This window comes from Micromonospora sp. NPDC047740 (assembly GCF_043204735.1).
Taxonomy (GTDB): Bacteria; Actinomycetota; Actinomycetes; order Mycobacteriales; family Micromonosporaceae; genus Micromonospora.
Genome location: NZ_JBIDCT010000008.1, coordinates 38,806 through 60,022, shown reverse-complemented (window position 1 = coordinate 60,022; position 21,217 = coordinate 38,806). Strand labels below are relative to the sequence as shown.

The following is a 21,217-nucleotide window of genomic DNA, read 5'->3' as shown; positions in this document are numbered from 1 at the left end:
GCGGCCGGCACGGAGCAGAGACACCCGGAAGACCGATACGCTCGATTGGTGCCTTCCGAAGACGCGGCGCCACCGCTGGACGTCGACCAGATCCTCGCCGACCCCGGCGTACGGATCGTGGTGTGCTGCGGGGCGGGCGGAGTGGGCAAGACCACCACGGCGGCCGCGTTGGCGCTGCGGGCCGCCGAGCGGCACGGCCGGCGGACGGTGGTGCTCACCATCGACCCGGCCCGCCGGCTGGCCCAGTCGCTCGGCCTGACCGAACTGGACAACACCCCGCGCCAGGTCAAGGGCATCGACGTCGAGGCCAGCGGCGGCGAGCTGCACGCCATGATGCTCGACATGAAGCGCACCTTCGACGACGTGGTGCTCCAGCACACCGATCCGGCGAAGGCGGCGGAGATCTTCGCCAACCCCTTCTACCAGGCCATGAGCTCCACGTTCGCCGGCACCCAGGAGTACATGGCGATGGAGAAGCTGGGTCAACTGCACGCCCGGGGCGAGTGGGACCTGATCGTGGTGGACACCCCGCCGTCCCGTTCGGCGCTGGACTTCCTGGACGCGCCGGCCCGGCTCTCCCGGTTCCTCGACGGCCGGATGCTGCGGCTGCTGCTCGCCCCGGCCCGGAGCGGGGGGCGGAGCATGTTCAGCTTCGTGACGGCCGGCTTCGGGATGTTCTCCAAGGCCGTGCAGAAGGTGCTCGGGGCGCAGCTGCTCACCGACCTCTCCGGCTTCGTCGCCGCGCTGGACTCGATGTTCGGCGGTTTCCGGCAGCGGGCCGAGCAGACGTACCGGATCCTGCAGGCGCGGGAGACGGCGTTCCTGCTGGTCGCGGCGCCGGAACCGGACGCGGTGCGGGAGGCCGCCTACTTCGCGGGCCGGCTGCGCGAGGAGCACATGCCGCTCGCGGGCCTGGTGCTCAACCGGGTGCACCGGCCGGCGGTGCCGGAGCTGAGCGCGGCCGACAGCCGGGCCGCCGCGGCCCGGCTGGAGGACGCCGGCGGGCACGAGGGCACCGTCGAGGTGTTGCGGGCCCACGCGGCGCTGGCCCAGCAGGCGGTACGCGAGCAGCGGGTGGCGGCCCGGTTCACCGAGGCGTTCCCGGCCGTGCCGACGGTGTCGGTGACGGCGCAGCCCGCCGACGTGCACGACGTCGACGGGCTGCGGACGATCGGCGAGGCGATCAGCCAACGGTGAGCCGCGGGTGACCGACGGGCCGGACGGCGCGGCGGTCAGTTCGCGGTGGTCACCAGGACCTTGTCCTTGCCGGCCTTCTCCTTGGCGTTCTTCTTCATGGCCGCCTCGAACATCTTCCGCCAGCTGGTCACCTGCGGGTGACGGCGCAGCAACGCCCGGCGTTCGCGTTCGGTCATGCCACCCCACACCCCGAACTCGATCCGGTTGTCGAGCGCGTCGGCCAGGCACTCGTACCGCACGGGGCAGCTCCGGCAGATCCGCTTCGCCACGTTCTGTTCAGCGCCCTGTACGAACAACGCATCCGGGTCACCGTTCTGACACGCCGCCAGTGACGGCCAGTCAGTGATCATGCCCATGTGTAAACGTCCCCCCTTGCAGTACCTACCGACGTCACGCGACCAGCCGTCGAACTCCCCCCGGTCGTCCGGCCTGCCTCCCCAGGGCGGCACGGACGACATGCGGCTCTGTCGCCGCCAACCATCATGCTGTGTAGTCACCTGATTACGCAACGTTGTCGGCGAAATCCATCATTCCGGACACTCCCGGCTTCCCGGGCTCTCGCCCGCCGTCTACCCCACCCGAGTACGTGAAAACGCTGCGCGGCTCCCCCTTTCGGGGGAGACTTCTGCGGGTCCACGCAACCACCCACCAGGGTTCGTGCGTTTAGCACAACGAGGCCGGCGCGTGCTGGAAATGGGGAAAGTTCCCCGCGCGCCCCTCATTCCCTACTCGCGTACCCTGTCGAGGTGACCTGGATGCGGAAACGTGACCACAATGTGCTGACCAACGCCGCATCGCTACTCATCTGTGGCCTGTTGGCCGGCGTGGTGGTCGCGGCGGCGGCCTTCCCCGCAGTGGCGATGTCCGGACTGGCCGCCAAGGCGGGGGCCGAGACCTTTGGCGCGCTGCCCAAGGAACTGACCGTGGCCCGGTCCCCGCAGGCCACCGTTCTGGTCGCCGCCGACGGCAAGACCGCGTTGGCCGCGATGTATGACGAGTACCGCAAGGAGGTCAAGCTCAAGGACGTCTCGCCCTACATGCAGAAGGCCATCATCGCGGCCGAGGACCACAACTTCTACAAGCACAACGGCGTCGACCTCAACGGCGTCGCCCGCGCCTTCGTCAACAACAGCTCCGGGGCCAACTCCCGGCAGGGCGCGTCCACCCTGACCATGCAGTACGTCCGGCTGGCCATCTCGTACTCGGCCACGCACCCGGCTGACGTGGTCGCCGCGACCGAGGACACCAGCGCCCGCAAGCTGCGCGAGATGTCGCTTGCCATGCAGGTCGACAAGGAGTTCTCCAAGGACGAGATCCTGGAGCGCTACCTGAACATCGCCGCCTTCGGCAACGGCGCGTACGGCATCTTCGCCGCGAGCCAGACCTACTTCGGCAAGCCGCCGAGCAAGCTCGACATCCAGGAGTCGGCGCTGCTGGCCGGCCTGGTGAAGGCGCCGACCGCGTTCGACCCCACCACCAAGTCCGGCTACACGGAGGCGGTCGGGCGGCGCGACTACGTCATCCAGAACATGGTGCAGATCGGCGCCATCACCCAGGCGCAGGCCGACGAGGCCAAGAAGATCAAGCTGGTGGTCAAGGACAAGCGCGCTCCGAACGGCTGCGTCGCCGCCAACACGCAGAGCTGGGGCTTCTTCTGCGACTACTTCTACCGCTGGTGGTTGCAGCAGGAGACCTTCGGCGCCACCACGTACGACCGCGAGCGCCGACTGAAGAGCGGCGGCTACACCATCAGGACCAGCCTGGACGTGCAGGCGCAGCGGGCCGCAGACAAGGCGGTCCGCAACCACCTGAGCGTGAACAGCAAGGCCGCCCGGATGGTGGCGGTGGTCGAGCCCGGCAGCGGCAAGGTCCGTGCCATCGCGGTCAACCGCAACTTCAAGCTCGACGATCCGAACCATCCGCAGAACCAGCTCAGCAGCGACCCGAAGAAGCGCAAGAAGGGCATCCGGGGCACCTACCCGAACACGGTCAACCCGCTGATCACCGGCGGCGGCGGCGCCAACGGCTACCAGGCCGGCTCGACCTTCAAGATCTTCACGCTGGTGGCGGCCCTGGAGAAGGGCATCCCGCTCAGCTACACCATCAACGCGCAGCCGGTCTTCAAGTCCGACTACATCATCAAGCAGGGCTCGAAGGCCGCCTGCCCGGGCACCCACTTCTACTGCCCGCAGAACGCCTCGAAGTCGATGGCCGGCGTGCACAACATGTGGAGCGCATTCGGCTTCTCGGTCAACACCTACTTCATCCCCCTTCAGCAGCAGGTCGGCGCGGAGAACGTGGTGAAGGCCGCCGAGAAGCTCGGCATCACCTTCCGCTCCTCCGACGATGCCGCGCTCGCTGCGGACGCCCACCAGTGGGGTGCGTTCAGCCTGGGCGTCTCGCAGACCACGCCGCTGGAGCTGGCCAACGCCTACGCCACCCTGGCCGCCGACGGCAAGTACTGCGAGCCGATCCCGGTCGAGGAGATCCGCGACCCGGACGGCGACAAGCTGGACATCGCCAACCCGCGCTGCGAGCAGCGGATCGACACCCAGGTGGCCCGGGCCGCCGTGGACGCCGCCCGCTGCCCGGTGGGCGACAGCTCCTCGACCACTGAGTGCAAGACCGCCACCGCAGGCGAGGTTCACCGCATCGTCAAAGCGCCGGTCGCGGGCAAGTCCGGCACCACCGACTCGGACAAGACCTCCTCGCTGGTCGCGATGACCAAGCAGTACGCGGTGGCCGGCATCATGGCCGACCCGGACTGGCCGCAGACCAACCAGAAAATGGGCCACAAGGAACTCACCGGCATCAACCCCGCGGTGACCGAGACGCTGCGGGACGCCATGGAGGGCAAGGAGCGGAAGGAGTTCACCCCGCCGAGCGGGAAGATCATCAAGGGCGACCAGCGCTCCATCCCCAACGTGAAGTGCCAGTCGATCGACGCCGCCAAGTCGCGGCTGCGCGGCGCCGGCTTCGACCCGGTGGTCTCCAGCAACCCGAGCCCGTCGGAGTGCCCGGCGGGCACCGCCGCTGGCACCAGCCCGGACGGGCGCACCATCAAGGGCGGCGTGGTGATGATCGAGGTCAGCTCCGGCCAGCCGAAGCCCGGCACGGGCCCCGGCGGCCCGGCGGTCCCGCCGCCCGGCAACGGCAACGGCCGCGGACGACCGCGCGGCTGACCGGCCAACGACGAAGCGGGCGGGCACCCTGGTGGGGTGCCCGCCCGCTTCGTCGTCCGTCAGAGACCGAGCTGCCGGCGTACCTCGGCGGCGACCCGGCCGCCCTCGGCCCGGCCAGCCACAGCCGCCTGGGCCGCCTTCATGGCCGGGCCCATCTGCGCCTTGCCGGTGAAGCCGCCCGCGGCGAGCGCCCCGGTGACCAGCTCGGTCAACTCGGCGTCGGAGAGCTGCTTCGGCAGGTAGCGCTCCAGCACCTCACCCTCGGCGGTCTCCTTGCCGGCCTGCTCCGTGCGGCCCGCGTCGGCGAAGGCCGCGGCCGCCTCGCGCCGCTTCTTCGCCTCCTTGGTCAGCACCGCGAGGACCTCGTCGTCGCTGAGCTCGCGCTTTTCCTTGCCGGCGACCTCGGCGTTGCCCACGGCCGCGAGGGCCATCCGCAGCGTGGAGGTGGTCAGCTCGTCGCGCGCCTTCAGGGCGGCGCGCATGTCGGCGGTGAGGCGATCCTTCAGCGTGCTCATGGACGGTCAAACTACCCTGAACGGCATGCGAAAGCGCACACTATTCCGGCTCGCCGCCGGGACCGTCGCCGCCGGCGCGGCCACCCTGGCGTACGCGTCCCTCGTCGAGCGCAACCTGTTCACCCTGCGGCGGTACGACGTACCGGTGCTTCCGACCGACGCCGAGCCGCTGCGCGTGCTGCACCTGTCGGACCTGCACATGATGCCCAACCAGCGGCGCAAGCAGGACTGGGTGGCCTCGCTGGCCGCCCTCGACCCCGACCTGGTGGTGGTCACCGGGGACAACATGGCGCATCCCGACGCCGTCCCCGGCGTGTTGCGGGCCCTGCAACCGCTGCTCGACCTGCCCGGTGCCTTCGTCTTCGGCTCCAACGACTACACCGGGCCGGTCTGGAAGAACCCGTTCACCTACTTCCTGCCCGACCGCGAGTACACCGAGGGCGTGCCGCTGCCGTACGAGGAACTGCGCGACGTGTTCACCGGCGCCGGCTGGGTGGACCTCAACAACGCGCGGACCACCCTGAAGGCGGGCGGCCGGGAGATCGAGCTGGCCGGCGTGGACGACCCGCACGTCGAGCGGGACGACTACGACGCGGTGGCCGGCCCGGTCAGCTCCGGGACGACGCTCTCCATCGCCCTCAGCCACTCCCCCGAGCCGGCCGTGCTCGACCGGATGGCCGCCGACGGCTTCGGGCTGCTGCTGGCCGGCCACACCCACGGCGGCCAGGTCTGCGTGCCCGGCTACGGCGCGCTGGTGACCAACTGCGGCCTGCCCCGCTCGATGGCCCGCGGGCTGCACCGCTGGCCCGGCTCGGACTCCTGGCTGCACGTCTCGGCGGGCCTCGGTACGCACCCCACCGCGCCGGTGCGGTTTGCCTGCCCGCCCGAGGCGAGCGTGCTCACGCTGATCTCCCGGTGATCGGCCCGCGCCCGGGGTGGGGGTACCGAGTTTGACCATCGGAGCGGGTGGGCTACTATTTGTCGGCACGCCTCGGGGTGTGGCGCAGTTTGGTAGCGCGCTTCGTTCGGGACGAAGAGGTCGTCGGTTCAAATCCGGCCACCCCGACCAGAGGTAAATGCATCAGGGCCCCTCCGTGGAGGGGCCCTGATGCGTATCTGTCATCGGCCCGGTGGCCGAGGACGCGATCCTGCCCACGGGCAGATGATCAATTTTCCTGGCAAGGTTGATGGCATGCCCGGCCTCATCCGCTCCCGCCTGACCGACTGGACCACCCTCGTACCCCTGATCGCGGTCCTGGTGCTCGCGGCCGCCTGGGGGCGCCAGCTGCCCGGCCCGTTGATCGCGGTGGTGGCCGCGCTGCTGGCCGGTGCGGTCCTGGCCGCCGTGCACCACGCGGAGGTCGTGGCGCACAAGGTCGGGGAGCCGTTGGGCTCGCTGCTCCTCGCCGTGGCGGTCACGGTGATCGAAGTCGGACTGATCGTCACCCTCATGATCAGCGGCGGGGACAAGACGGCGGCACTGGCCCGGGACACCGTCTTCGCCGCCGTAATGATCACCTGCAACGGGATCTTCGGCCTGTCGCTGCTGATCGGCGCGCTACGTCACCGGGTCGCGGTCTTCAACCCGGAGGGCACCGGTGGGGCGCTCGCCACCGTGGCCACGCTCGCCACCCTCAGCCTGGTGGTGCCCACCTTCACCACCAGCCGGCCGGGCCCGCAGTTCTCCCCCGCGCAGCTCACCTTCGCGGCGGTGGCGTCGCTCGCCCTCTACGGCCTCTTCGTGACGGTGCAGACCGGCCGGCACCGCGATTACTTCATCCCGGTCACCCACGAGGGAAGCGTCCTGGCCGTCGACGCCGACGGCGACGGGCACGCGGATCCCCCGTCGACCCGTACCGCGCTGGCCAGCCTGGCGCTGCTGCTGGTGGCGCTGGTAGCAGTGGTCGGCAACGCGAAGATAATCTCTCCGGCGATCGAGGCGGGTGTCTCGGCGGCCAACCTGCCGCAGGCGTTCGTCGGGGTGGTGATCGCCCTGCTGGTGCTGCTGCCGGAGACCCTCGCCGCGGCCCGGGCCGCCCGACGGGACCGGGTCCAGATCAGCCTCAATCTGGCCCTCGGCTCGGCGATGGCCAGCATCGGACTGACCATCCCGGCCATAGCGCTGGCCTCGATCTGGTTGGAGGGGCCGCTGCTGCTGGGCCTCGGCGGCACGCAGTTGACGCTGCTCGCGCTCACCGCCGTGACCGGCGTACTCACCGTGGTGCCGGGCCGGGCGACCGTGCTCCAGGGCGGGGTGCACCTGGTGCTGCTCGCCGCGTTCGTCTTCCTGGCGGCCAGCCCCTGAGCGGTCCGTCCCGCCGCCGTCAGTCGTGCAGCTCGGTGCGCGCGACCTCGGCGAACGCGGCGGCCAGGTAGTCCGCCAGCGGCCGGTCGGTGGCGGCCAGCAGGTCGGCGACGAGCAACGGCGCGTGCCGGGCGATCGCGGCCGGGTCGGGTGGCGCATCGTCGTCGCCGGGTTCGTACACGCCGAGGGCGCTCGCCAGCAGGACCAGCAGCACGTGCGGGTCGACGTCGGGCCACCACGGCGCGGTGGACCGGACGCAGCGCTCCAGCACCTGGCGCACATCGTCCCCGTCCAGCCCGTCCGGGTGAGTCTGCTCCAGCAGCAGCCGGACCACCCCGCCGAGCACCAGGCCAGCCCGGTCGGCGGCGGCCAGCCGTTCCACCGCCGGCCGGTACGCCTCGGCGTCCCGCTCGCGGGCGGTGGCCACCGCCTCATTGGCGGCCGCGGCGATCTCGCGGGCCGGTGCGGGCAGGTGGTGCCAGGTCACGGTCACCGGGCCAGCATGTCAGACAGCGTGTTCTTGCTCACCGACCGGCTCCGCCGAACGCGGAACCGGCCGAAATCCGCTCGCCGCCTGTCACACCCAGGCAACAGAATCCAGGCATGCTGCGCCGCGCCCTACCCGCCCGCCCGGAAGCCCGTCGGATCCTGCTCGGCACCCTGTTGTCGGCCATCGGGCGCGGTCTGACCCTGCCGTTCCTCTTCATCTACCTCACCGACGTACGCGGGCTCACCGACAACCAGGCCGGCCTGGTCATCGGTTGGTTCGGGGCGGTGACGCTCGCCCTGTCGCCGCTGGGCGGGACGCTGATCGACCGGTTCGGCGCCCGCCGGGTGGTGCTGCCCTGCCTGGCGATCGAAGCCGTCGGCACCGGCTCGCTCGCGTTGGTCGACTCGATCGGCACGGCCTTCGCGGTCAGCACCCTGATCGCCATCGGCGGCTCGGCACTCTGGGCCGGGCAGACGACCATCCTCGCCTCGTTGACCGGCGACGGTGAGCGGCAGCGGGTGTTCGGGCTCCAGTTCGCCCTGCTCAACCTCGGCATCGGGGTGGGTGGCCTGATCTCCGGCGCGGTCGTCGACATCGCCCGCCCGGTCACCTTCCAGGCCATCTACCTGCTGGACGCGCTGAGCTACCTGACGCCGGGCCTGATCCTGCTGACCCTGCCGCACGTCGGGCACCGGCTGGTGCAGGCCCCGACGGCGGCGGCACGGTCGGCCGGGGGCTACCTCACCGTGCTGCGGGACCGGCCGTTCCGGCGCCTGGTCATCTTCGGTCTGGTGCTCACCACCTGCGGCTATGCGCAGATCGAAGTGGGCTTCACCGCGTACTCGGTCCGGGTGGTGGAGGTGACGCCGCGGGTGGTGGCCTGGGCCCTCGCCTGCAACACCGTGATGATCGTCCTCTCCCAACTGCTGGTGATCCGCCGGATGGAGGGGCGCAGCCGGACCCGGGCGCTCGCCGGGGTGGGCGCGATCTTCGCGGCGGCCTGGCTGGTCCTCGGCGCGGCCGGCGTTGTCGGTACGGGCAACGCGCTGGTCGCGGCGCTCGGCGTGGTGGCCTGCTCGGCGATCTTCGGGTTCGGCGAGACCATGCTCTCGCCGGTGATGCCGGCGCTGACCAACGCGCTCGCCACCGACGAGCTGCGCGGCCGGTACAACGCGATGAGTTCGATGATCTTCGGAATCAGCGGGATCGTCGGCCCGGTCACTGCCGGCCCGCTGATCGGGGCGGCACACGGGCGGCTCTGGGTGGCCGTCGTGGTGGGCGGCTGCCTGGCCGCGTCGGCGCTGGCCCTGTCGTTGCGCCCGCTGCTGACCGCCGCCCAGGACGGTCGCACCGCCCCGGCCCCGGCGGCCCAGCCGCAGCCCGTCGTCGCCTGAGCGCACCCTCGGAAAGTGCGGCCTCGAGACCGCTGGAGTTGGCCCCGAGTTGCCGCCCGCCGGCGGCCGCTTGAGGCGAGCGGAGGACCGGACGCGAACGGGCCCCGGAGCGGCTGCTCCGGGGCCCGTCGTGGTGCGGGTCGCCGTCAGGCGGCGGGAACCTCCGCGGTGGTCTGGATCCGGTCCAGCGCCGGCGGCGAGACCGGCGACTTCGCGGTCAGGTACGCGGTGAAGGCGTCCAGGTCGATCATGCCGGTGACCTGGTTCTTCCCACCCGGGAGGACGCTGAAGCCGTCGCCGCCACCGGAGAGGAAGTTGTTCACCGTGACCCGGTAGGTCGCGGTGTCAACGACCGGGGTGCCGTTGATGGTGAGGCTGCCCCGGACCACCCGGGTGCCGCTGCACGGCGCGCTGGCGGGCGCCGTGGTGCCGTTGACGTCGACGACGTAGTGCACCGTCGAGGACGCGTAGAGCACCCGGGCGACGGTGAACTGCTGCTCCAGCATGCAGTAGAGCTGCGCACCGGTCAGGTCCAGCGTCACCAGGTTGTTGGCGAACGGCTGGACGGTAAACGCGTCGGAGTAGGTGACCCGACCGGCACCGAGGTCGGCGCGGACCCCGCCCGGGTTCATGAACGCGGCCACCGCGTTCTGCTCGTTGTCGGTGGCGGCGAGCTGGGCGTCCGCGATCACGTTGCCGAGCGCCGACTCACCGGTCTGGTACGTCGGCTTGCCGTTGGCGTCGACCCCGGTCTGGTACAGGTTCTCCTGGCTCCGGGTGATCGCAGCGGTGGTCTCACCGACCACCTTGTCGGCGACCGGGCCGAGCGCGGTCTTGTAGTGGGTGATCAGGTCGGTGGTGGCGGTGTCCTTCGAGACGTCCCGGGTGACCACGACGTTGTTCGCCTTGGCGCTGATGACGTCCTTGGTACGCCGGTCGATCTTCAGGTCGATGTCGGTGACCAGGCGACCGAACGAGCTGGCGCTGGTGACCAGCTTGCCGTTGACGTTGCAGTTGTACGCGGCGTGGGTGTGCCCGCTGACGATCACGTCGATGGCCGGGTCCATCCGGTTGGCGAGGTCGACGATCGGGCCGCTGAACCCGGTACAGTCGTTGATGCCGCCGCCGTTCTGCACGCCGCCCTCGTGCAGCAGCACGACGATGGCCTGCACACCCTGGGCCTGCAGGATGCGGGCGTACTTGTTGGCGGTGTCGGCCTCGTCGGCGAAGCTCAGGCCGGCGACACCCTGCTGGCTGACGATCTGCGGGGTGCCCTCCAGGGTCATCCCGATGAAGCCGACCTTGATGCCGTCGACCTTCTTGATGCCGTACGGCGGCAGCAGCGGCTGGCCGGTGGCGGTCTTGAAGGCGTTCGCCGAGAGGTACTGGAACTTGGCGCCGTTGAACGGGGTGCCGTCGGCGCAGCCGTCGACCGGGTGGCAGCCGCCGTTCTGCATGCGCAGCAGCTCGGTGGCGCCCTCGTCGAACTCGTGGTTGCCGACGCTGGTGAAGTCGAGGCCGGCCAGGTTCATCGTTTCGATGGTCGGCTCGTCGTGGAAGGCCGCGGAGAGCAGCGGCGAGGCGCCGATCAGGTCACCGGCGCCGACCGTGATGGTGCGCTCCCGCTCCTCCTCGGTGGTGCCGCGCAGCTTGTTCAGCTGGGTGGCCAGGTATTCGGCGCCACCCGCGGTCTTGCCATCGATGGTGCCGCTGGAGCCGGTCGGCGGCTCGAGGTTGCCGTGGAAGTCGTTGATGGCGAGCAGCTTGACATCAACCGGCTTCGGATCGGCCTCAGCCTGATTCGGTTGGACGGCGACCGCGGTGAACGCGGTCGCGGCGAGTGCGGCCAGGCCGACAGCGGCCCGGCGCATGCCGGGGACGGACATGGGACTCCTCGTGAGATACCGGCGCGTGGCGGGTCCGGACGATGGTTCGCCCGGCGACCCTGCTGTGTGCCGTGACAGGGGTCGGTCGGCGGACGGCGTGAATCGGGGGAAACGCCGCCCCGCCGGGGGCAAGCTTCTCATCCGCCGGGCGATCGGTCGACCGGGGCGGCACACCTGGATGCTGGACGGGGGCGGCGACGTGCACCGGTCTGCCCGAAGAGTCCGACATGACGGGCAGATGAATTCCTTCACGGCCCCCCACAGTCCGGGGCCGGCAGTAGAAAGTAGCCATGACCTCGAACGGGACCACCTGGACGGTGGATACGGTGCGGTCCGCCGATGGCACCATGATCGCGTACGAGACCGCCGGGGAGGGACCGCCGATCATCCTGGTCGGCGGGGCCTTCAACGACCGCGGCACCACCCGTCCGCTGGCCGCCGCGCTGGCGTCCGACTTCACGGTGTACGGCTACGACCGGCGGGGGCGCGGCGCCAGCGGCGACACCGGGCCGTACGCGGTGCGGCGGGAGATCGAGGACCTGGCGGCGCTGATCGACCGGACGGGCGGCCGGTCCCACCTCTACGGCCTCTCCTCGGGGGCGATCCTCGCCGCGTACGCGGCCGCCGAGGGGCTGCCGGTCATCGCGCTGGCGCTGTTCGAGCCCCCGTTCCAGGCCGGGCCGCACGGCGGCCCCAAGCCGGGGCTGGCCGTACGCCTGGCCGAACTGGTGTCGGCGGGCCAACGCGACGACGCGGTCGGGCTGTTCCTGATCGAGGCGGTCGGGGTGCCGGCCGAGGCGGTCTCCGGCATGCGCGGCACGCCGGAGTGGGCCTGGATGGAAGGGCTGGCGCACACCCTGGCGTACGACACCACGGTGACCGGCGGCGGCGAACTGCCGGCCGCCCGGCTCGCCACGATCGCCGTACCGACGGTCGTGGTGGACAGCACGGGCAGCCCGGGCTGGCTGCGGGACGCGGCCGCCGCGACGGCCGGGGCGATCCCCGGCGCCACCCACCTCAGCCTGGCGGGTGGTTTCCACGAGGTGCCGCCGGAGACGCTGGCCCCGGCGCTGCGTGCCGCCCTGCTGCACTGAGCCGGCCGGCTCGTACCCGACGGACCAGGGCCGGTCCACGGCTTCAGAACCAGCAGGTCTGCCCGGCGGCGTGGCTGACCTGGACGGTGTGCGTGACACAGCCGCCGTCGGCCACCCGGTGCAGCAGGAAGGCGGTCGGCTCGGCGACCAGCCCGATCTCCTCGTCCTCGCTCATGGTCAGGCTGGCCTGCACCCAGGTGCTCGGCGCGGTGGTCAGCACCGTCCCGGCGAACGCGCTGGTCACCGCCCGGTGCAGGTGACCGGCGGTGACCCGGACGACATGGGGATGCCGCCCGATCACCGCGGCGAGCGCCTCGGCGTCGGCGAGCCGGATGGCGTCGGCGGCCGGGACGCCGACGGCGACCGGCGGATGGTGTAGACACACGACGGCGGGCGCGTCCGGCCGGCCGGCGAGCACCCCGTCGAGCCAGCCGAGTTGCTCCTCGCCGAGCCGCCCACCGCTGCCGCCGGGAGCGAGCGAGTCGAGCACCACCAGCGTCGCGTCCGGGTGGTCGACGTGGTAGTACGCCGAGAAGCCACCGCCCAGGCAGGGGGTGCCGCCGAAGGTGTCGAGCAGGGACTCCCGATCATCGTGGTTGCCGGTGGCGAGGTGCACCGGCAACGGGAAGCGCCCGATGATGTCGCGCAGCGCGACGTACTCGTCGGGGCGGCCGTTGCTGACCAGGTCACCGGTGATCACCACGCAGTCCGGCCGGGGTCGCAGGGCCAGGACCCGGCCGAGGGCGCGGTGCAGCCCGGACGCCTGCTCGGCGGCGAGCGGGCCGGTGGTCACGTGCGGGTCGCTGAGCTGGGCGATGAGCATCGACGCCTCCTCGGGCCCGGGACCCTCACGCTATCGTCGCGGGCCCCGCCGCGCGGCCCCGCCTTACCCACAGGCGGCGTCCACACCCTGTGGATAGCACATGCGTACGAAGGTCGGTGGACCGTCCGCTGAGTACCCTTGATCGCACCCCGGCCCCTTGACCAGGAACGACGTGGATCACGAGCGAGTCCTCCGAGACGTCACGGTCCGCCTCCCGATGGCGTCGACCGCCCTTGAGGCGTGCCGGTGGACGGTCACCGCGCTGGCCCGGCACACCCCGGCGGCCATCTCGATCCTGCTCCAGGTCCACGACCGGCTCCGCTGCGTCGCCGCGACCGGCGCCTGGCAGGTCTTCTCCACCGTGCCGCCGAAGACCGGAATCGTCGGCCGGGTGTACGCCTCCGGCGAGCCCGCCGTCGTCGCCGACGTCACCGCCGACCCCGACCATCTCCCGGTACGCCCCGATGTCACCGCCGAGGTCTGCGTGCCGCTGCGTGGCCCGACGGGCCGGCCGATCGGTGTGCTCGACCTGCAGTGGAGCGGCCCGGTCGAGCTGGACCGGTGGCGGGAGACCGCCGAGCGGCTGGCCGCCCGGCTGGGCGCCCGGATCGTGGCGCTGGACGGCCCGCCGGCCGAGAGCCGCAGCGAGAAGCTGCTCCGGCACGCCGCCGCGATGACCGCAGCGCCCACCGAGTGGGACCTGATGACCGCCGCGATCGCCGCGGCCCGGGACGTCTCGGGCCTCTCCGCCGCCGTGCTGGTTCTCGCCGACCGGCCGGAGCCGCGGCTGAGCGCGCCGACCGGCACGCCCGGCGAGCTGGAGTCCCGGCTCCGGGCCGAGCTGACCGAGGCCGGCCCCGCCGTGCTCGGCCGGCTGATCGCCGGGGCGCACCGGCAGGGCTCGGCGTACACGCTGGGCGAGGCGGGGCACCCGCCGACCGAGGACCACCTGCCGCTGGCCCGGGCCGGGGCGCGCACCCTGGTGACGGTGCCCGTCGGGCCGCCGGACGCCGGCGGGGTGCTGCTGGTCGCCGACGAGCGGCTGCTGCGCCCCGACCCGACCACGGTCAACCTGATGGAGCTGCTGGCCGGGCAGGCGTGGACCTGCCTCGACCGGCTGCGTACGCTCGCCCGGCTGCGCGAGCAGGCCAACTCCGACCCGCTCACCGGGCTGCGCCACACCGGGCCGTTCGGCCGGCGGATCGCGAGCGCCACGCCGGGGCGTACCGCCCTGCTGGCGATCGACGTGGACGGCTTCAAGGACGTCAACGACACCTACGGCCACCAGGCCGGGGACCGGCTGCTGGTCGGGCTGGCCCGGGCGCTGGAGGGGGCGTTGCGGCAGGGCGACGAGCTGTACCGGACCGGCGGCGACGAGTTCGTCGCGGTGATCGAGGTGAGCCGCCCCGAGGAGGCGGTCCGGATCGCCGAGCGGCTCACCGAGGCGGCCCGGCGGACCGGCCGTACGATCAGCGTCGGCGTCGCCCTGCCCCAGCCCGGCGAGTCCCCCGACCTGACCCTCCGCCGCGCCGACCAGGCCCTCTACGCGGTCAAGCGGCACGGCCGCGACGGCGTCCGCCTCGCCGCCGCCTGACCGCTCATGTCCGCCGCGCCCCGGCGCGATCCGCTCCACCTCGGCGAAGTGGCGGCATCCCCGCCCCTGATCCACCCCACTTCGGCGAGGTGGCCAGCGTCCGCTGCCAGCCGGTCGTCGCCCGCCAGGGCCGACGCTGGCGGCGCCCCGGGGCCGGGTCAGGAGCGGGTGAGTTCGGCGGCGAGGAGCTCGGCGATCTGGGCGGTGTTGAGGGCGGCGCCCTTGCGCAGGTTGTCGCCGGTGACGAAGAGGTCCAGAGCCCGCGGATCGTCCACGGCGCGGCGGATCCGGCCGACCCAGGACGGGTCGGTGCCGACGGCGTCGATCGGCATCGGGAACTCGCCGGCGGCCGGGTCGTCGACCAGGATCACGCCGGGCGCGTTGCGCAGCGCCTCCCGGGCCCCCTCGGCATCCACCTCGGTGGCGAAGACCGCGTGCACGGCGATCGAGTGGCCGGTCACCACCGGCACCCGTACGCAGGTGGCGGAGACCTTGAGGTCGGGCAGCCCGAGGATCTTGCGCGACTCGTTGCGCATCTTCAGCTCCTCGGACGACCAGCCGCCGTCGGCCAGCGAGCCGGCCCACGGCACCACGTTGAGCGCGAGCGGGGCCGGGAACGGGCCCAGCTCGTCGCCGACCGCCTGCCGCACGTCGCCCGGACGGGAGCCGAGCACCCGGTCCCCGGCGATCTTGCCGAGCTGGGCGTGCAGCGCGTCCACGCCGGCCTGCCCCGCCCCGGACACCGCCTGGTACGACGCGAGCACCAGTTCCCGCAGCCCGTACTCGCGGTGCAGCGGGGCGACCGCCACGATCATCGCCAGGGTGGTGCAGTTGGCGTTGGCGATGATCCCCTTGGGCCGGTTGCGGACCTGCTCGGGGTTGATCTCCGGGACCACCAGCGGGACGTCCCGGTCCATCCGGAACGCGCCGGAGTTGTCCACCGCGACCGCACCCCGGCCGACCGCGATCGGCGCCCACTCGGCCGAGACCTCGTCCGGGACGTCGAACATCGCCACGTCCACACCGTCGAACGCCTCGGGGCTGAGCGCCTGGACGGTGAGCAGCTCACCCCGGCACTGCACCTGCCGGCCGGCCGAACGCTCGGAGGCGAGGAGCCGGATCTCGCCCCAGACGTTGCGCCGGGAGGAGAGCAGCTGACACATCACCGTGCCGACGGCACCGGTCGCCCCGACCACGGCGAGGGTGGGCAGCGACGGCATGGCCGGCTACCGCCCGGTGCCCGCGTAGACCACGGCCTCGGACTCGCCGCCCAGATCGAAGGCGTCGTGGATGGCCCGGACCGCCTTGTCGAGGTCGGTGTCCCGGCACACCACGGACACCCGGATCTCCGACGTGGAGATCATCTCGATGTTCACGCCGGCCGCACCGAGAGCCGCGAAGAAGCCGGCCGCGACGCCCGGGTGCGAGCGCATGCCGGCGCCGATCAGGGAGACCTTGCCGACGTGGTCGTCGTAGAGCAGGCCCTTGAACTTGACCACGTCCTGGATCTTGCTGAGCGCGGCCATCGCGGTCGGGCCGTCGGTCTTGGGCAGGGTGAACGAGATGTCGGTGCGGCCGGTGCCCTCGGTGGACACGTTCTGCACGATCATGTCGATGTTGATCTCGGCGCCGGCCACGGTGTCGAAGATCCGCGCGGCGGCACCCGGCTCGTCGGGCACCCCGACAATGGTGATCTTCGCTTCGCTGCGGTCGTGGGCTACCCCGGTGATCAGTGCCTGTTCCACAGGAAGGTCCTCCATCGATCCGGTGACCATCGTGCCGGTGTTGGTCGAGTATGACGAACGGACGTGGATCGGCAACCCCGCGCGCCGGGCGTACTCGACGCTGCGCAGGTGCAGCACCTTGGCGCCGCAGGCGGCCAGCTCCAGCATCTCCTCGTAGGTGATGTGCTTGATGTGCCGGGCGTTCGGCACGATCCGCGGGTCGGCGCTGAAGACGCCGTCCACGTCGGTGTAGATCTCGCAGACGTCCGCGTCGAGCGCGGCGGCGAGCGCCACGGCGGTCGTGTCCGATCCGCCCCGGCCCAGCGTGGTGACGTCCTTGGTGTCCTGCGAGACGCCCTGGAAGCCGGCCACGATGACCACCGCGCCCTCGTCCAGCGCGCCCTTGAGGCGGCCCGGGGTGACGTCGATGATCCGCGCCTTGCCGTGCACCGAGGTGGTGATCACGCCCGCCTGCGAGCCGGTGAACGAGCGGGCCTCGTACCCGAGGTTGTGGATGGCCATGGCGAGCAGTGCCATGGAGATCCGCTCCCCGGCGGTGAGCAGCATGTCCAGCTCGCGGCCGGGCGGCAGCGGGCTGACCTGGTTGGCCAGGTCGAGCAGCTCGTCGGTGGTGTCCCCCATCGCGGAGACCACCACGACCACGTCGTCGCCGGCCTTGCGGGCGGCCACGATGCGCTCGGCCACGCGCTTGATCCGCTCGGCGTTGGCGACGGAGGACCCGCCGTACTTCTGCACCACGAGTGCCACGACGGTGCACTCCCTCCCAGCGACGACCCTGAGCGTGCCGACGCCGCCGGATTCCGGTCCGGCGGCGTTTGTCAGACCTCCTCAGGGTATCGGGCGGCGCGCGTCACCGGGCCGGGTGATCCCACCATCCGGCCCGGCGTGGGGCGGCTCACCAGGGCCGGACACTCCGCCGGCGGGCCCCGCGACACGCCGGCGGAACAGCCGTACAGCGGGCTCCTCCGACCCGTCCGGCACCGCAGAATGTCCCGGTGCACGCTCACCTCCGTCCGGCCCGGCGGCTGACCGGTGCCCTGGCGATCGTCCTGACGGCGCTGCTGGCCGCCTGCACCGCCGCCCCGCCGGAGCCGGTCCCACCCGGCGCCACCGACCCGCCCGCGGAGGTGGACGCGGCCCGTGACGAGCTGGCCGCCCTGGCGGCCGCCGCCCAGGACCGGCACCTCACCGCCACCTACACGTTGACCGGCACGGACGGCTCGGCCCGGACGGTCTCGGTGACCAGCGCGAACGACGGCACCTGGCGGGTGGACGTGCCCGGTTGGGGGCTTGGCGGCACAGTCGACGTGTCGCTCGCCGCCACCGCCGACGGGCTTTTCCAGTGCGCGCTGCCCTCGGCCGGCCGCCCGGAACCGGCGAGCTGCGTACGTCTCGGCGAGCCGGACGACGCCGTGCCCCGGAAGCAGGACGTCCGGGTGCAGCACCCGTTCACCGACTCGCTGGAGGTGCTCACCGACCGGCGGGCCCCGCTCGCGGTGTCACCGGCCACGCCGCCGGCCGGGGTCAGCGGCCAGTGCTACTCGGTCGAGTCGACCTCCGCGTCGCTGAACGCTCCGCTGGACGTGGGCATCTACTGCTACCGGCCGGACGGCACCCCGACCGCGGTCCGCGCCGCCTTCGGCACCCTGAAGCTGGCCGGCGAGCCCGGCCCGGCCCCGGCCACCGTGCGGTTGGCCGGCCCGGTCACCGAGGGCGAGCCGATCGGCACCGACTCGCCCACCGTCGGCCCGAGCCCGGAAACGCCTTGACCCTATTGTCCGTTACGGGTGCTCTTAACCACATCTGACCGGCCCGGCCGGGGACAGCCAACACCCATCCGGAACGCTCTACCCCATGGCCGACCTCACACCGCTGCTCGCCTTCCGCTGGAGTCCCCGCGCCTTCGACCCGGAGGTCGAACTCGCCGGCGACGATGCCGCCTCGCTGCTGGAAGCCGCCCGATGGGCGCCGTCGGCCGGGAACGCGCAGCCGTGGCGGTTCGCCCTGGGACACCGGCAGGACGAGACCTGGAAGCGGATCCTCGTCAACCTCCCCGAGCACGACCAGACCTGGGCCCGGCACGCCGCCGCGCTGGTGGTCGGCGCGCACACCGGCGGCGACCCGGAACGGGCCGCGTACGACCTGGGCCAGGCGGTCGCCCACCTGACCGTGCAGGCCAGCGCGCTCGGCCTGCACGTGCACCAGCTCACCCGCTTCGACCGGGCCGGCCTCGCCACCGAACTGGATCTGGCGCCCGGGATCCGGCCGCTGGTGGTGGCGGCCGTCGGCCGCCTCGGCGACCCGTACGCGCTCCCCGCGGAGCTGCGCGCCCGGGAGACCGCGCTGCGCCGCCGCCACCCCCTCGCCGCGCTCCTCCTCCGGTGACCCGCGCCGGGCCGAAATCGTGCTCGACCCAGGAAGTAGTGCCCTCGGAGTGACCGGGATGCCACTCGATCCAGCGTCGAGCACGATCTTGCAAAGCCGGGCGGGGGGCGGTCAGCCGCCGCGGCTGGCGCGGAGCAGGGCCATGCCGGCCTCGGTGTTCCGATAGAGGACATGCCGGCCCTGCCGGGTCCGGGTGATCAGCCCGGCGGCGAGCAGCGCGGAGAGGTGCTGGGAGACATTCCCGCACGACATCCCCACCCGGCGCGCCAGATCGGTGGTGGTGGCCGCCGTGTCGAGGAGGTTGAGCAACGCGGCGCGGGCCGACCCGACCACCCGGGCCAGCGGGTCGCCGGGTGGCACGGGGGACACCTCCCAGAGCGTCCCCACCGCCCGGACCGGGTACGTCCCGGCGGGCGGCGAGTCCTCCAACAGGTTCCACAGCACCCGGCGATCGGTGAAGATCCCCGGGTTGAGCACCAGCCCTCGCCCGCCCAGGTCGAAGTCGAGCCGCCACGGATCGTCGCTGATCACGCGGTCGCCGAGCCAGCGCAGGGTCGGGTGGAGCTGGCCGAAGAACTGGCCCGCGCCGGCGTCGGCGAGCAGGGCGGCCCGGTGGGCTATGTCCGCCTCCAGCAGCGCGCGGATCCGCGGCCAGTCCGGGGCGATCGCCTCGTCGTACCAGACCCGCAGGGCGGTGACGAGCTGCGGCAGCAGGGCACGGGGGTCGTTGAGCAGAGCCTGCCCGAACGGACTCAGCGGGCGCCTCGGCGCGGTGGCCAACAGGTCCCGGACCACCACGTCCGGCGGGGTGGCGGCGATCTGTTCCAGCTGCTCCGCCAACTCGATGTCGGGGCGGGCCGCCGGTGGGGTGAGGAAGTCGGGCAGCCAGCGACGCGGCCGGGTCAGCTCGACCAGTGGCCGGACCCGGACCGCGACGTCCGGGCGGCGCAGCGCCGCCCGGGCCCGGTCGATCCAGGGCAGGTGCACCGCGTGCCGGACCGGGTCGTCCAACGCCCACATGCTGGAGACGGTCTCGCCGACCGGGGAGATGGCGAGGCGTACCCCCGCTACGTCGGCCGCACCGAACCGCAGCTGTGACATCACCACCCCCGTCGAGGATTCGGCTCAGCCTAAAAGGCTCGACCGGGCCGCGGGGGGCACGGTTTGCTCGACGCTCATGGGGGCCAGGGACACCATCCGCATCGCCGTCCGGCACGTCGTACCACCGGCCGGCCTGACCCGCGCCCTGGCCGTGCAGGCCATGGTGTACGCCGTCGGCCACGGCCTCTTCCAGGCCGGCAGCGCGGTCTTCTTCACCCGGGCGCTCGGGCTCAGCCCGACCCAGGTCGGACTCGGCCTCTCGCTGGCCGCCGGGGTGTCCCTGCTCGGCACGGTCCCGCTCGGCGCCGTCACCGACCGGTACGGCGCGCAGCGGGTGTGGCTGGTCGGCATGCTGGCGGAGGCGGCGCTCTTCGGGGCGTACCCGTTCGTGGGCGGCTTCGCCGGGTTCCTGGCCGTGGTGGTCGCGCTGGCCGTGGTGGACGCGACCACGGGGGTGGCCCGGCAGGTCTACTCGATCAACGTGCTCCGCCCGGAGGACCGGGTGACCGCGCTGGCCTACCAGCGCTCGGCGCTCAATGTCGGCTTCGGGCTGGGCGCGGTGATCAGCGGCGTGGTGCTGGCCGTGGACACGCTGGCCGCGTACCGGGGGATGGTCTGGTTCAACGCGGCGATGCTGCTGGTCACCGCGATCTTCGTGCACCGGTTGCCGCGGGTGCCGGTCGCGGCCGCACCGGCTGACGGGCCCAGTCGCTTCGCCGTGCTGCGCGACCGGCCGTTCATGGCGGTGTCCCTGCTGGCCGGGCTGCTCAGCGCGCACGGAACGCTCTACCTGGTGGTGCTGCCGCTCTGGGTGCTCAGCCACACCGACGCACCGCGCATCCTGATCGCGGCGCTGGTGCTGCTCAACACGATCCTCGCGGTGCTGCTCCAGGTACGCGCCAGCCGGGGCGCCGACACGGTGGCCGGCGCCGGCCGGGCCCTGCGCGTCGGCGGCCTGTTGATCGCCCTGTTCTGCCTGGTCCTGCCGATCTCGGCGGTGACCGGCGGGGCGCTGACGATCGTGGTGCTGGTGGTGGCGGCGGTGGTGCTCACCCTCGCCGAGCTGGTCCAGTCGGCCGGTGCCTGGGGGATCACCAGCACTCTTCCGCCCGCCGCGCACCGGGGCGCTTACGTCGGCGCGTTCCGGCTCGGCGGGCAGCTCCAGTACCTGGCCGGCCCGGCCGGGCTGACCGCGCTCGGGGTCACCACCGGCGGCTGGGGCTGGTTCCCGCTGGCCGCGCTCTTCGCCGGCGCCGCGGTCGCGGCGGTGCCACTTGTCGGCTGGGCGGCCCGCCGCCCCCGCCTCGGCGAGACCGCGCCGGTCGGGCCGGGCGCCCGTGCGGCGAGTGGACCAGAGGCCGACACGCCCACCCGCGTGCCGGGTTGATCAGGGGCCGGGCGGCGCGCCTGCGGTCGTCGAGCGATCCTGGATCCGTCCCCGAGCCCGGGCGCGGACGCTCTCCCGTGGCACGGCGGTGACTGGGATCCACGTCTCACATGGCGGAC

At 72.5% G+C, this 21,217-nt stretch carries 18 protein-coding genes and 1 tRNA gene; 11 read left to right on the top strand and 8 right to left on the bottom strand.

The window, feature by feature from the left end:
* The first annotated feature begins 45 nt into the window (after positions 1–45).
* Entirely contained in the window at positions 46–1,197 is a 1,152-nt protein-coding gene (locus tag ACGF4F_RS16405; RefSeq protein WP_073837673.1) for an ArsA-related P-loop ATPase, read from the top strand.
* A 35-nt stretch (positions 1,198–1,232) separates the two neighbouring features.
* On the opposite strand, the gene ACGF4F_RS16400 is transcribed toward ACGF4F_RS16405, so the two are convergent.
* A complete protein-coding gene (locus ACGF4F_RS16400) occupies positions 1,233–1,553 on the bottom strand; it encodes a WhiB family transcriptional regulator (protein ID WP_046564004.1) in 321 nt (106 codons plus the stop codon).
* 399 nt (positions 1,554–1,952) lie between these two features.
* On the opposite strand from ACGF4F_RS16400, the gene ACGF4F_RS16395 reads away from it, so the two are divergent.
* The gene (locus tag ACGF4F_RS16395; RefSeq protein WP_393078011.1) at positions 1,953–4,379 is read left to right on the top strand and encodes a penicillin-binding protein; all 2,427 of its coding nucleotides are present in this window, start codon (positions 1,953–1,955) and stop codon (positions 4,377–4,379) included.
* A 59-nt stretch (positions 4,380–4,438) separates the two neighbouring features.
* On the opposite strand, the gene ACGF4F_RS16390 is transcribed toward ACGF4F_RS16395, so the two are convergent.
* Entirely contained in the window at positions 4,439–4,894 is a 456-nt protein-coding gene (locus ACGF4F_RS16390) for a GatB/YqeY domain-containing protein (protein ID WP_357439398.1), read from the bottom strand.
* 25 nt (positions 4,895–4,919) lie between these two features.
* On the opposite strand from ACGF4F_RS16390, the gene ACGF4F_RS16385 reads away from it, so the two are divergent.
* The 3 genes from ACGF4F_RS16385 (at position 4,920) to ACGF4F_RS16375 (ending at position 7,199) form a co-directional block, all read left to right on the top strand.
* The gene (locus ACGF4F_RS16385) at positions 4,920–5,813 is read left to right on the top strand and encodes a metallophosphoesterase (protein ID WP_073837669.1); all 894 of its coding nucleotides are present in this window, start codon (positions 4,920–4,922) and stop codon (positions 5,811–5,813) included.
* Positions 5,814–5,886: 73 nt separating this feature from the next.
* Positions 5,887–5,963 (top strand) — tRNA-Pro (locus tag ACGF4F_RS16380).
* A 123-nt stretch (positions 5,964–6,086) separates the two neighbouring features.
* A complete protein-coding gene (locus tag ACGF4F_RS16375; RefSeq protein WP_357439394.1) occupies positions 6,087–7,199 on the top strand; it encodes an ionic transporter y4hA in 1,113 nt (370 codons plus the stop codon).
* A 19-nt stretch (positions 7,200–7,218) separates the two neighbouring features.
* Here ACGF4F_RS16375 and ACGF4F_RS16370 read toward each other — a convergent pair whose 3' ends face one another.
* Positions 7,219–7,692 carry a hypothetical protein gene (locus ACGF4F_RS16370; RefSeq protein ID WP_393078006.1) on the bottom strand — a complete coding sequence of 158 codons (474 nt, stop codon included), beginning with the start codon at positions 7,690–7,692 and terminating at the stop codon, positions 7,219–7,221.
* A 110-nt stretch (positions 7,693–7,802) separates the two neighbouring features.
* Between ACGF4F_RS16370 and ACGF4F_RS16365 the strand changes: the two genes are divergently transcribed.
* Positions 7,803–9,083, top strand: a complete 1,281-nt coding sequence (locus ACGF4F_RS16365; protein ID WP_357439389.1) for an MFS transporter — start codon at positions 7,803–7,805, stop codon at positions 9,081–9,083.
* A gap of 146 nt (positions 9,084–9,229) precedes the next feature.
* On the opposite strand, the gene ACGF4F_RS16360 is transcribed toward ACGF4F_RS16365, so the two are convergent.
* Entirely contained in the window at positions 9,230–10,969 is a 1,740-nt protein-coding gene (locus ACGF4F_RS16360; RefSeq protein WP_357439387.1) for a bifunctional metallophosphatase/5'-nucleotidase, read from the bottom strand.
* 290 nt (positions 10,970–11,259) lie between these two features.
* Here ACGF4F_RS16360 and ACGF4F_RS16355 point away from each other — a divergent pair, with 290 nt between their 5' ends.
* Entirely contained in the window at positions 11,260–12,063 is an 804-nt protein-coding gene (locus tag ACGF4F_RS16355) for an alpha/beta fold hydrolase (protein WP_393078002.1), read from the top strand.
* 43 nt (positions 12,064–12,106) lie between these two features.
* Here the strand turns inward: ACGF4F_RS16355 and ACGF4F_RS16350 are convergent, their stop codons facing one another.
* Positions 12,107–12,886: a phosphodiesterase gene (locus ACGF4F_RS16350; RefSeq protein ID WP_357439381.1), complete on the bottom strand. Its 780-nt coding sequence runs from the start codon at positions 12,884–12,886 to the stop codon at positions 12,107–12,109.
* Between the two features lie 217 nt (positions 12,887–13,103).
* Here ACGF4F_RS16350 and ACGF4F_RS16345 point away from each other — a divergent pair, with 217 nt between their 5' ends.
* Positions 13,104–14,480 carry a diguanylate cyclase gene (locus tag ACGF4F_RS16345; protein ID WP_393077999.1) on the top strand — a complete coding sequence of 459 codons (1,377 nt, stop codon included), beginning with the start codon at positions 13,104–13,106 and terminating at the stop codon, positions 14,478–14,480.
* 158 nt (positions 14,481–14,638) lie between these two features.
* Here ACGF4F_RS16345 and ACGF4F_RS16340 read toward each other — a convergent pair whose 3' ends face one another.
* Complete coding sequence (locus ACGF4F_RS16340) at positions 14,639–15,700, bottom strand: aspartate-semialdehyde dehydrogenase (RefSeq protein ID WP_393077996.1); 1,062 nt, start codon at positions 15,698–15,700, stop codon at positions 14,639–14,641.
* Between the two features lie 6 nt (positions 15,701–15,706).
* The gene (locus ACGF4F_RS16335) at positions 15,707–16,972 is read right to left on the bottom strand and encodes an aspartate kinase (protein WP_357439372.1); all 1,266 of its coding nucleotides are present in this window, start codon (positions 16,970–16,972) and stop codon (positions 15,707–15,709) included.
* Positions 16,973–17,220: 248 nt separating this feature from the next.
* Between ACGF4F_RS16335 and ACGF4F_RS16330 the strand changes: the two genes are divergently transcribed.
* Together ACGF4F_RS16330 and ACGF4F_RS16325 are read left to right on the top strand one after the other, a co-directional pair.
* Complete coding sequence (locus ACGF4F_RS16330; protein WP_393077993.1) at positions 17,221–17,994, top strand: hypothetical protein; 774 nt, start codon at positions 17,221–17,223, stop codon at positions 17,992–17,994.
* Between the two features lie 85 nt (positions 17,995–18,079).
* Complete coding sequence (locus ACGF4F_RS16325) at positions 18,080–18,610, top strand: nitroreductase family protein (RefSeq protein ID WP_387275154.1); 531 nt, start codon at positions 18,080–18,082, stop codon at positions 18,608–18,610.
* A 111-nt stretch (positions 18,611–18,721) separates the two neighbouring features.
* On the opposite strand, the gene ACGF4F_RS16320 is transcribed toward ACGF4F_RS16325, so the two are convergent.
* Complete coding sequence (locus ACGF4F_RS16320) at positions 18,722–19,711, bottom strand: ArsR family transcriptional regulator (RefSeq protein WP_393077989.1); 990 nt, start codon at positions 19,709–19,711, stop codon at positions 18,722–18,724.
* Between the two features lie 76 nt (positions 19,712–19,787).
* On the opposite strand from ACGF4F_RS16320, the gene ACGF4F_RS16315 reads away from it, so the two are divergent.
* Positions 19,788–21,098: an MFS transporter gene (locus tag ACGF4F_RS16315; protein WP_357439358.1), complete on the top strand. Its 1,311-nt coding sequence runs from the start codon at positions 19,788–19,790 to the stop codon at positions 21,096–21,098.
* The last annotated feature ends 119 nt before the right edge of the window (positions 21,099–21,217 follow it).

Bases quoted from the DNA above. Each gene is read 5' to 3' on its own strand.
- ACGF4F_RS16390 (WP_357439398.1), bottom strand. From the start codon at position 4,894: ATGAGCACGCTGAAGGATCGCCTCACCGCCGACATGCGCGCCGCCCTG.
- ACGF4F_RS16315 (WP_357439358.1), top strand. From the start codon at position 19,788: ATGGGGGCCAGGGACACCATCCGCATCGCCGTCCGGCACGTCGTACCA.
- ACGF4F_RS16340 (WP_393077996.1), bottom strand. From the start codon at position 15,700: ATGCCGTCGCTGCCCACCCTCGCCGTGGTCGGGGCGACCGGTGCCGTC.
- ACGF4F_RS16320 (WP_393077989.1), bottom strand. From the start codon at position 19,711: ATGTCACAGCTGCGGTTCGGTGCGGCCGACGTAGCGGGGGTACGCCTC.
- ACGF4F_RS16365 (WP_357439389.1), top strand. From the start codon at position 7,803: ATGCTGCGCCGCGCCCTACCCGCCCGCCCGGAAGCCCGTCGGATCCTG.
- ACGF4F_RS16325 (WP_387275154.1), top strand. From the start codon at position 18,080: ATGGCCGACCTCACACCGCTGCTCGCCTTCCGCTGGAGTCCCCGCGCC.
- ACGF4F_RS16350 (WP_357439381.1), bottom strand. From the start codon at position 12,886: ATGCTCATCGCCCAGCTCAGCGACCCGCACGTGACCACCGGCCCGCTC.
- ACGF4F_RS16345 (WP_393077999.1), top strand. From the start codon at position 13,104: ATGGCGTCGACCGCCCTTGAGGCGTGCCGGTGGACGGTCACCGCGCTG.
- ACGF4F_RS16355 (WP_393078002.1), top strand. From the start codon at position 11,260: ATGACCTCGAACGGGACCACCTGGACGGTGGATACGGTGCGGTCCGCC.
- ACGF4F_RS16395 (WP_393078011.1), top strand. From the start codon at position 1,953: ATGCGGAAACGTGACCACAATGTGCTGACCAACGCCGCATCGCTACTC.
- ACGF4F_RS16360 (WP_357439387.1), bottom strand. From the start codon at position 10,969: ATGTCCGTCCCCGGCATGCGCCGGGCCGCTGTCGGCCTGGCCGCACTC.
- ACGF4F_RS16385 (WP_073837669.1), top strand. From the start codon at position 4,920: ATGCGAAAGCGCACACTATTCCGGCTCGCCGCCGGGACCGTCGCCGCC.
- ACGF4F_RS16400 (WP_046564004.1), bottom strand. From the start codon at position 1,553: ATGGGCATGATCACTGACTGGCCGTCACTGGCGGCGTGTCAGAACGGT.
- ACGF4F_RS16375 (WP_357439394.1), top strand. From the start codon at position 6,087: ATGCCCGGCCTCATCCGCTCCCGCCTGACCGACTGGACCACCCTCGTA.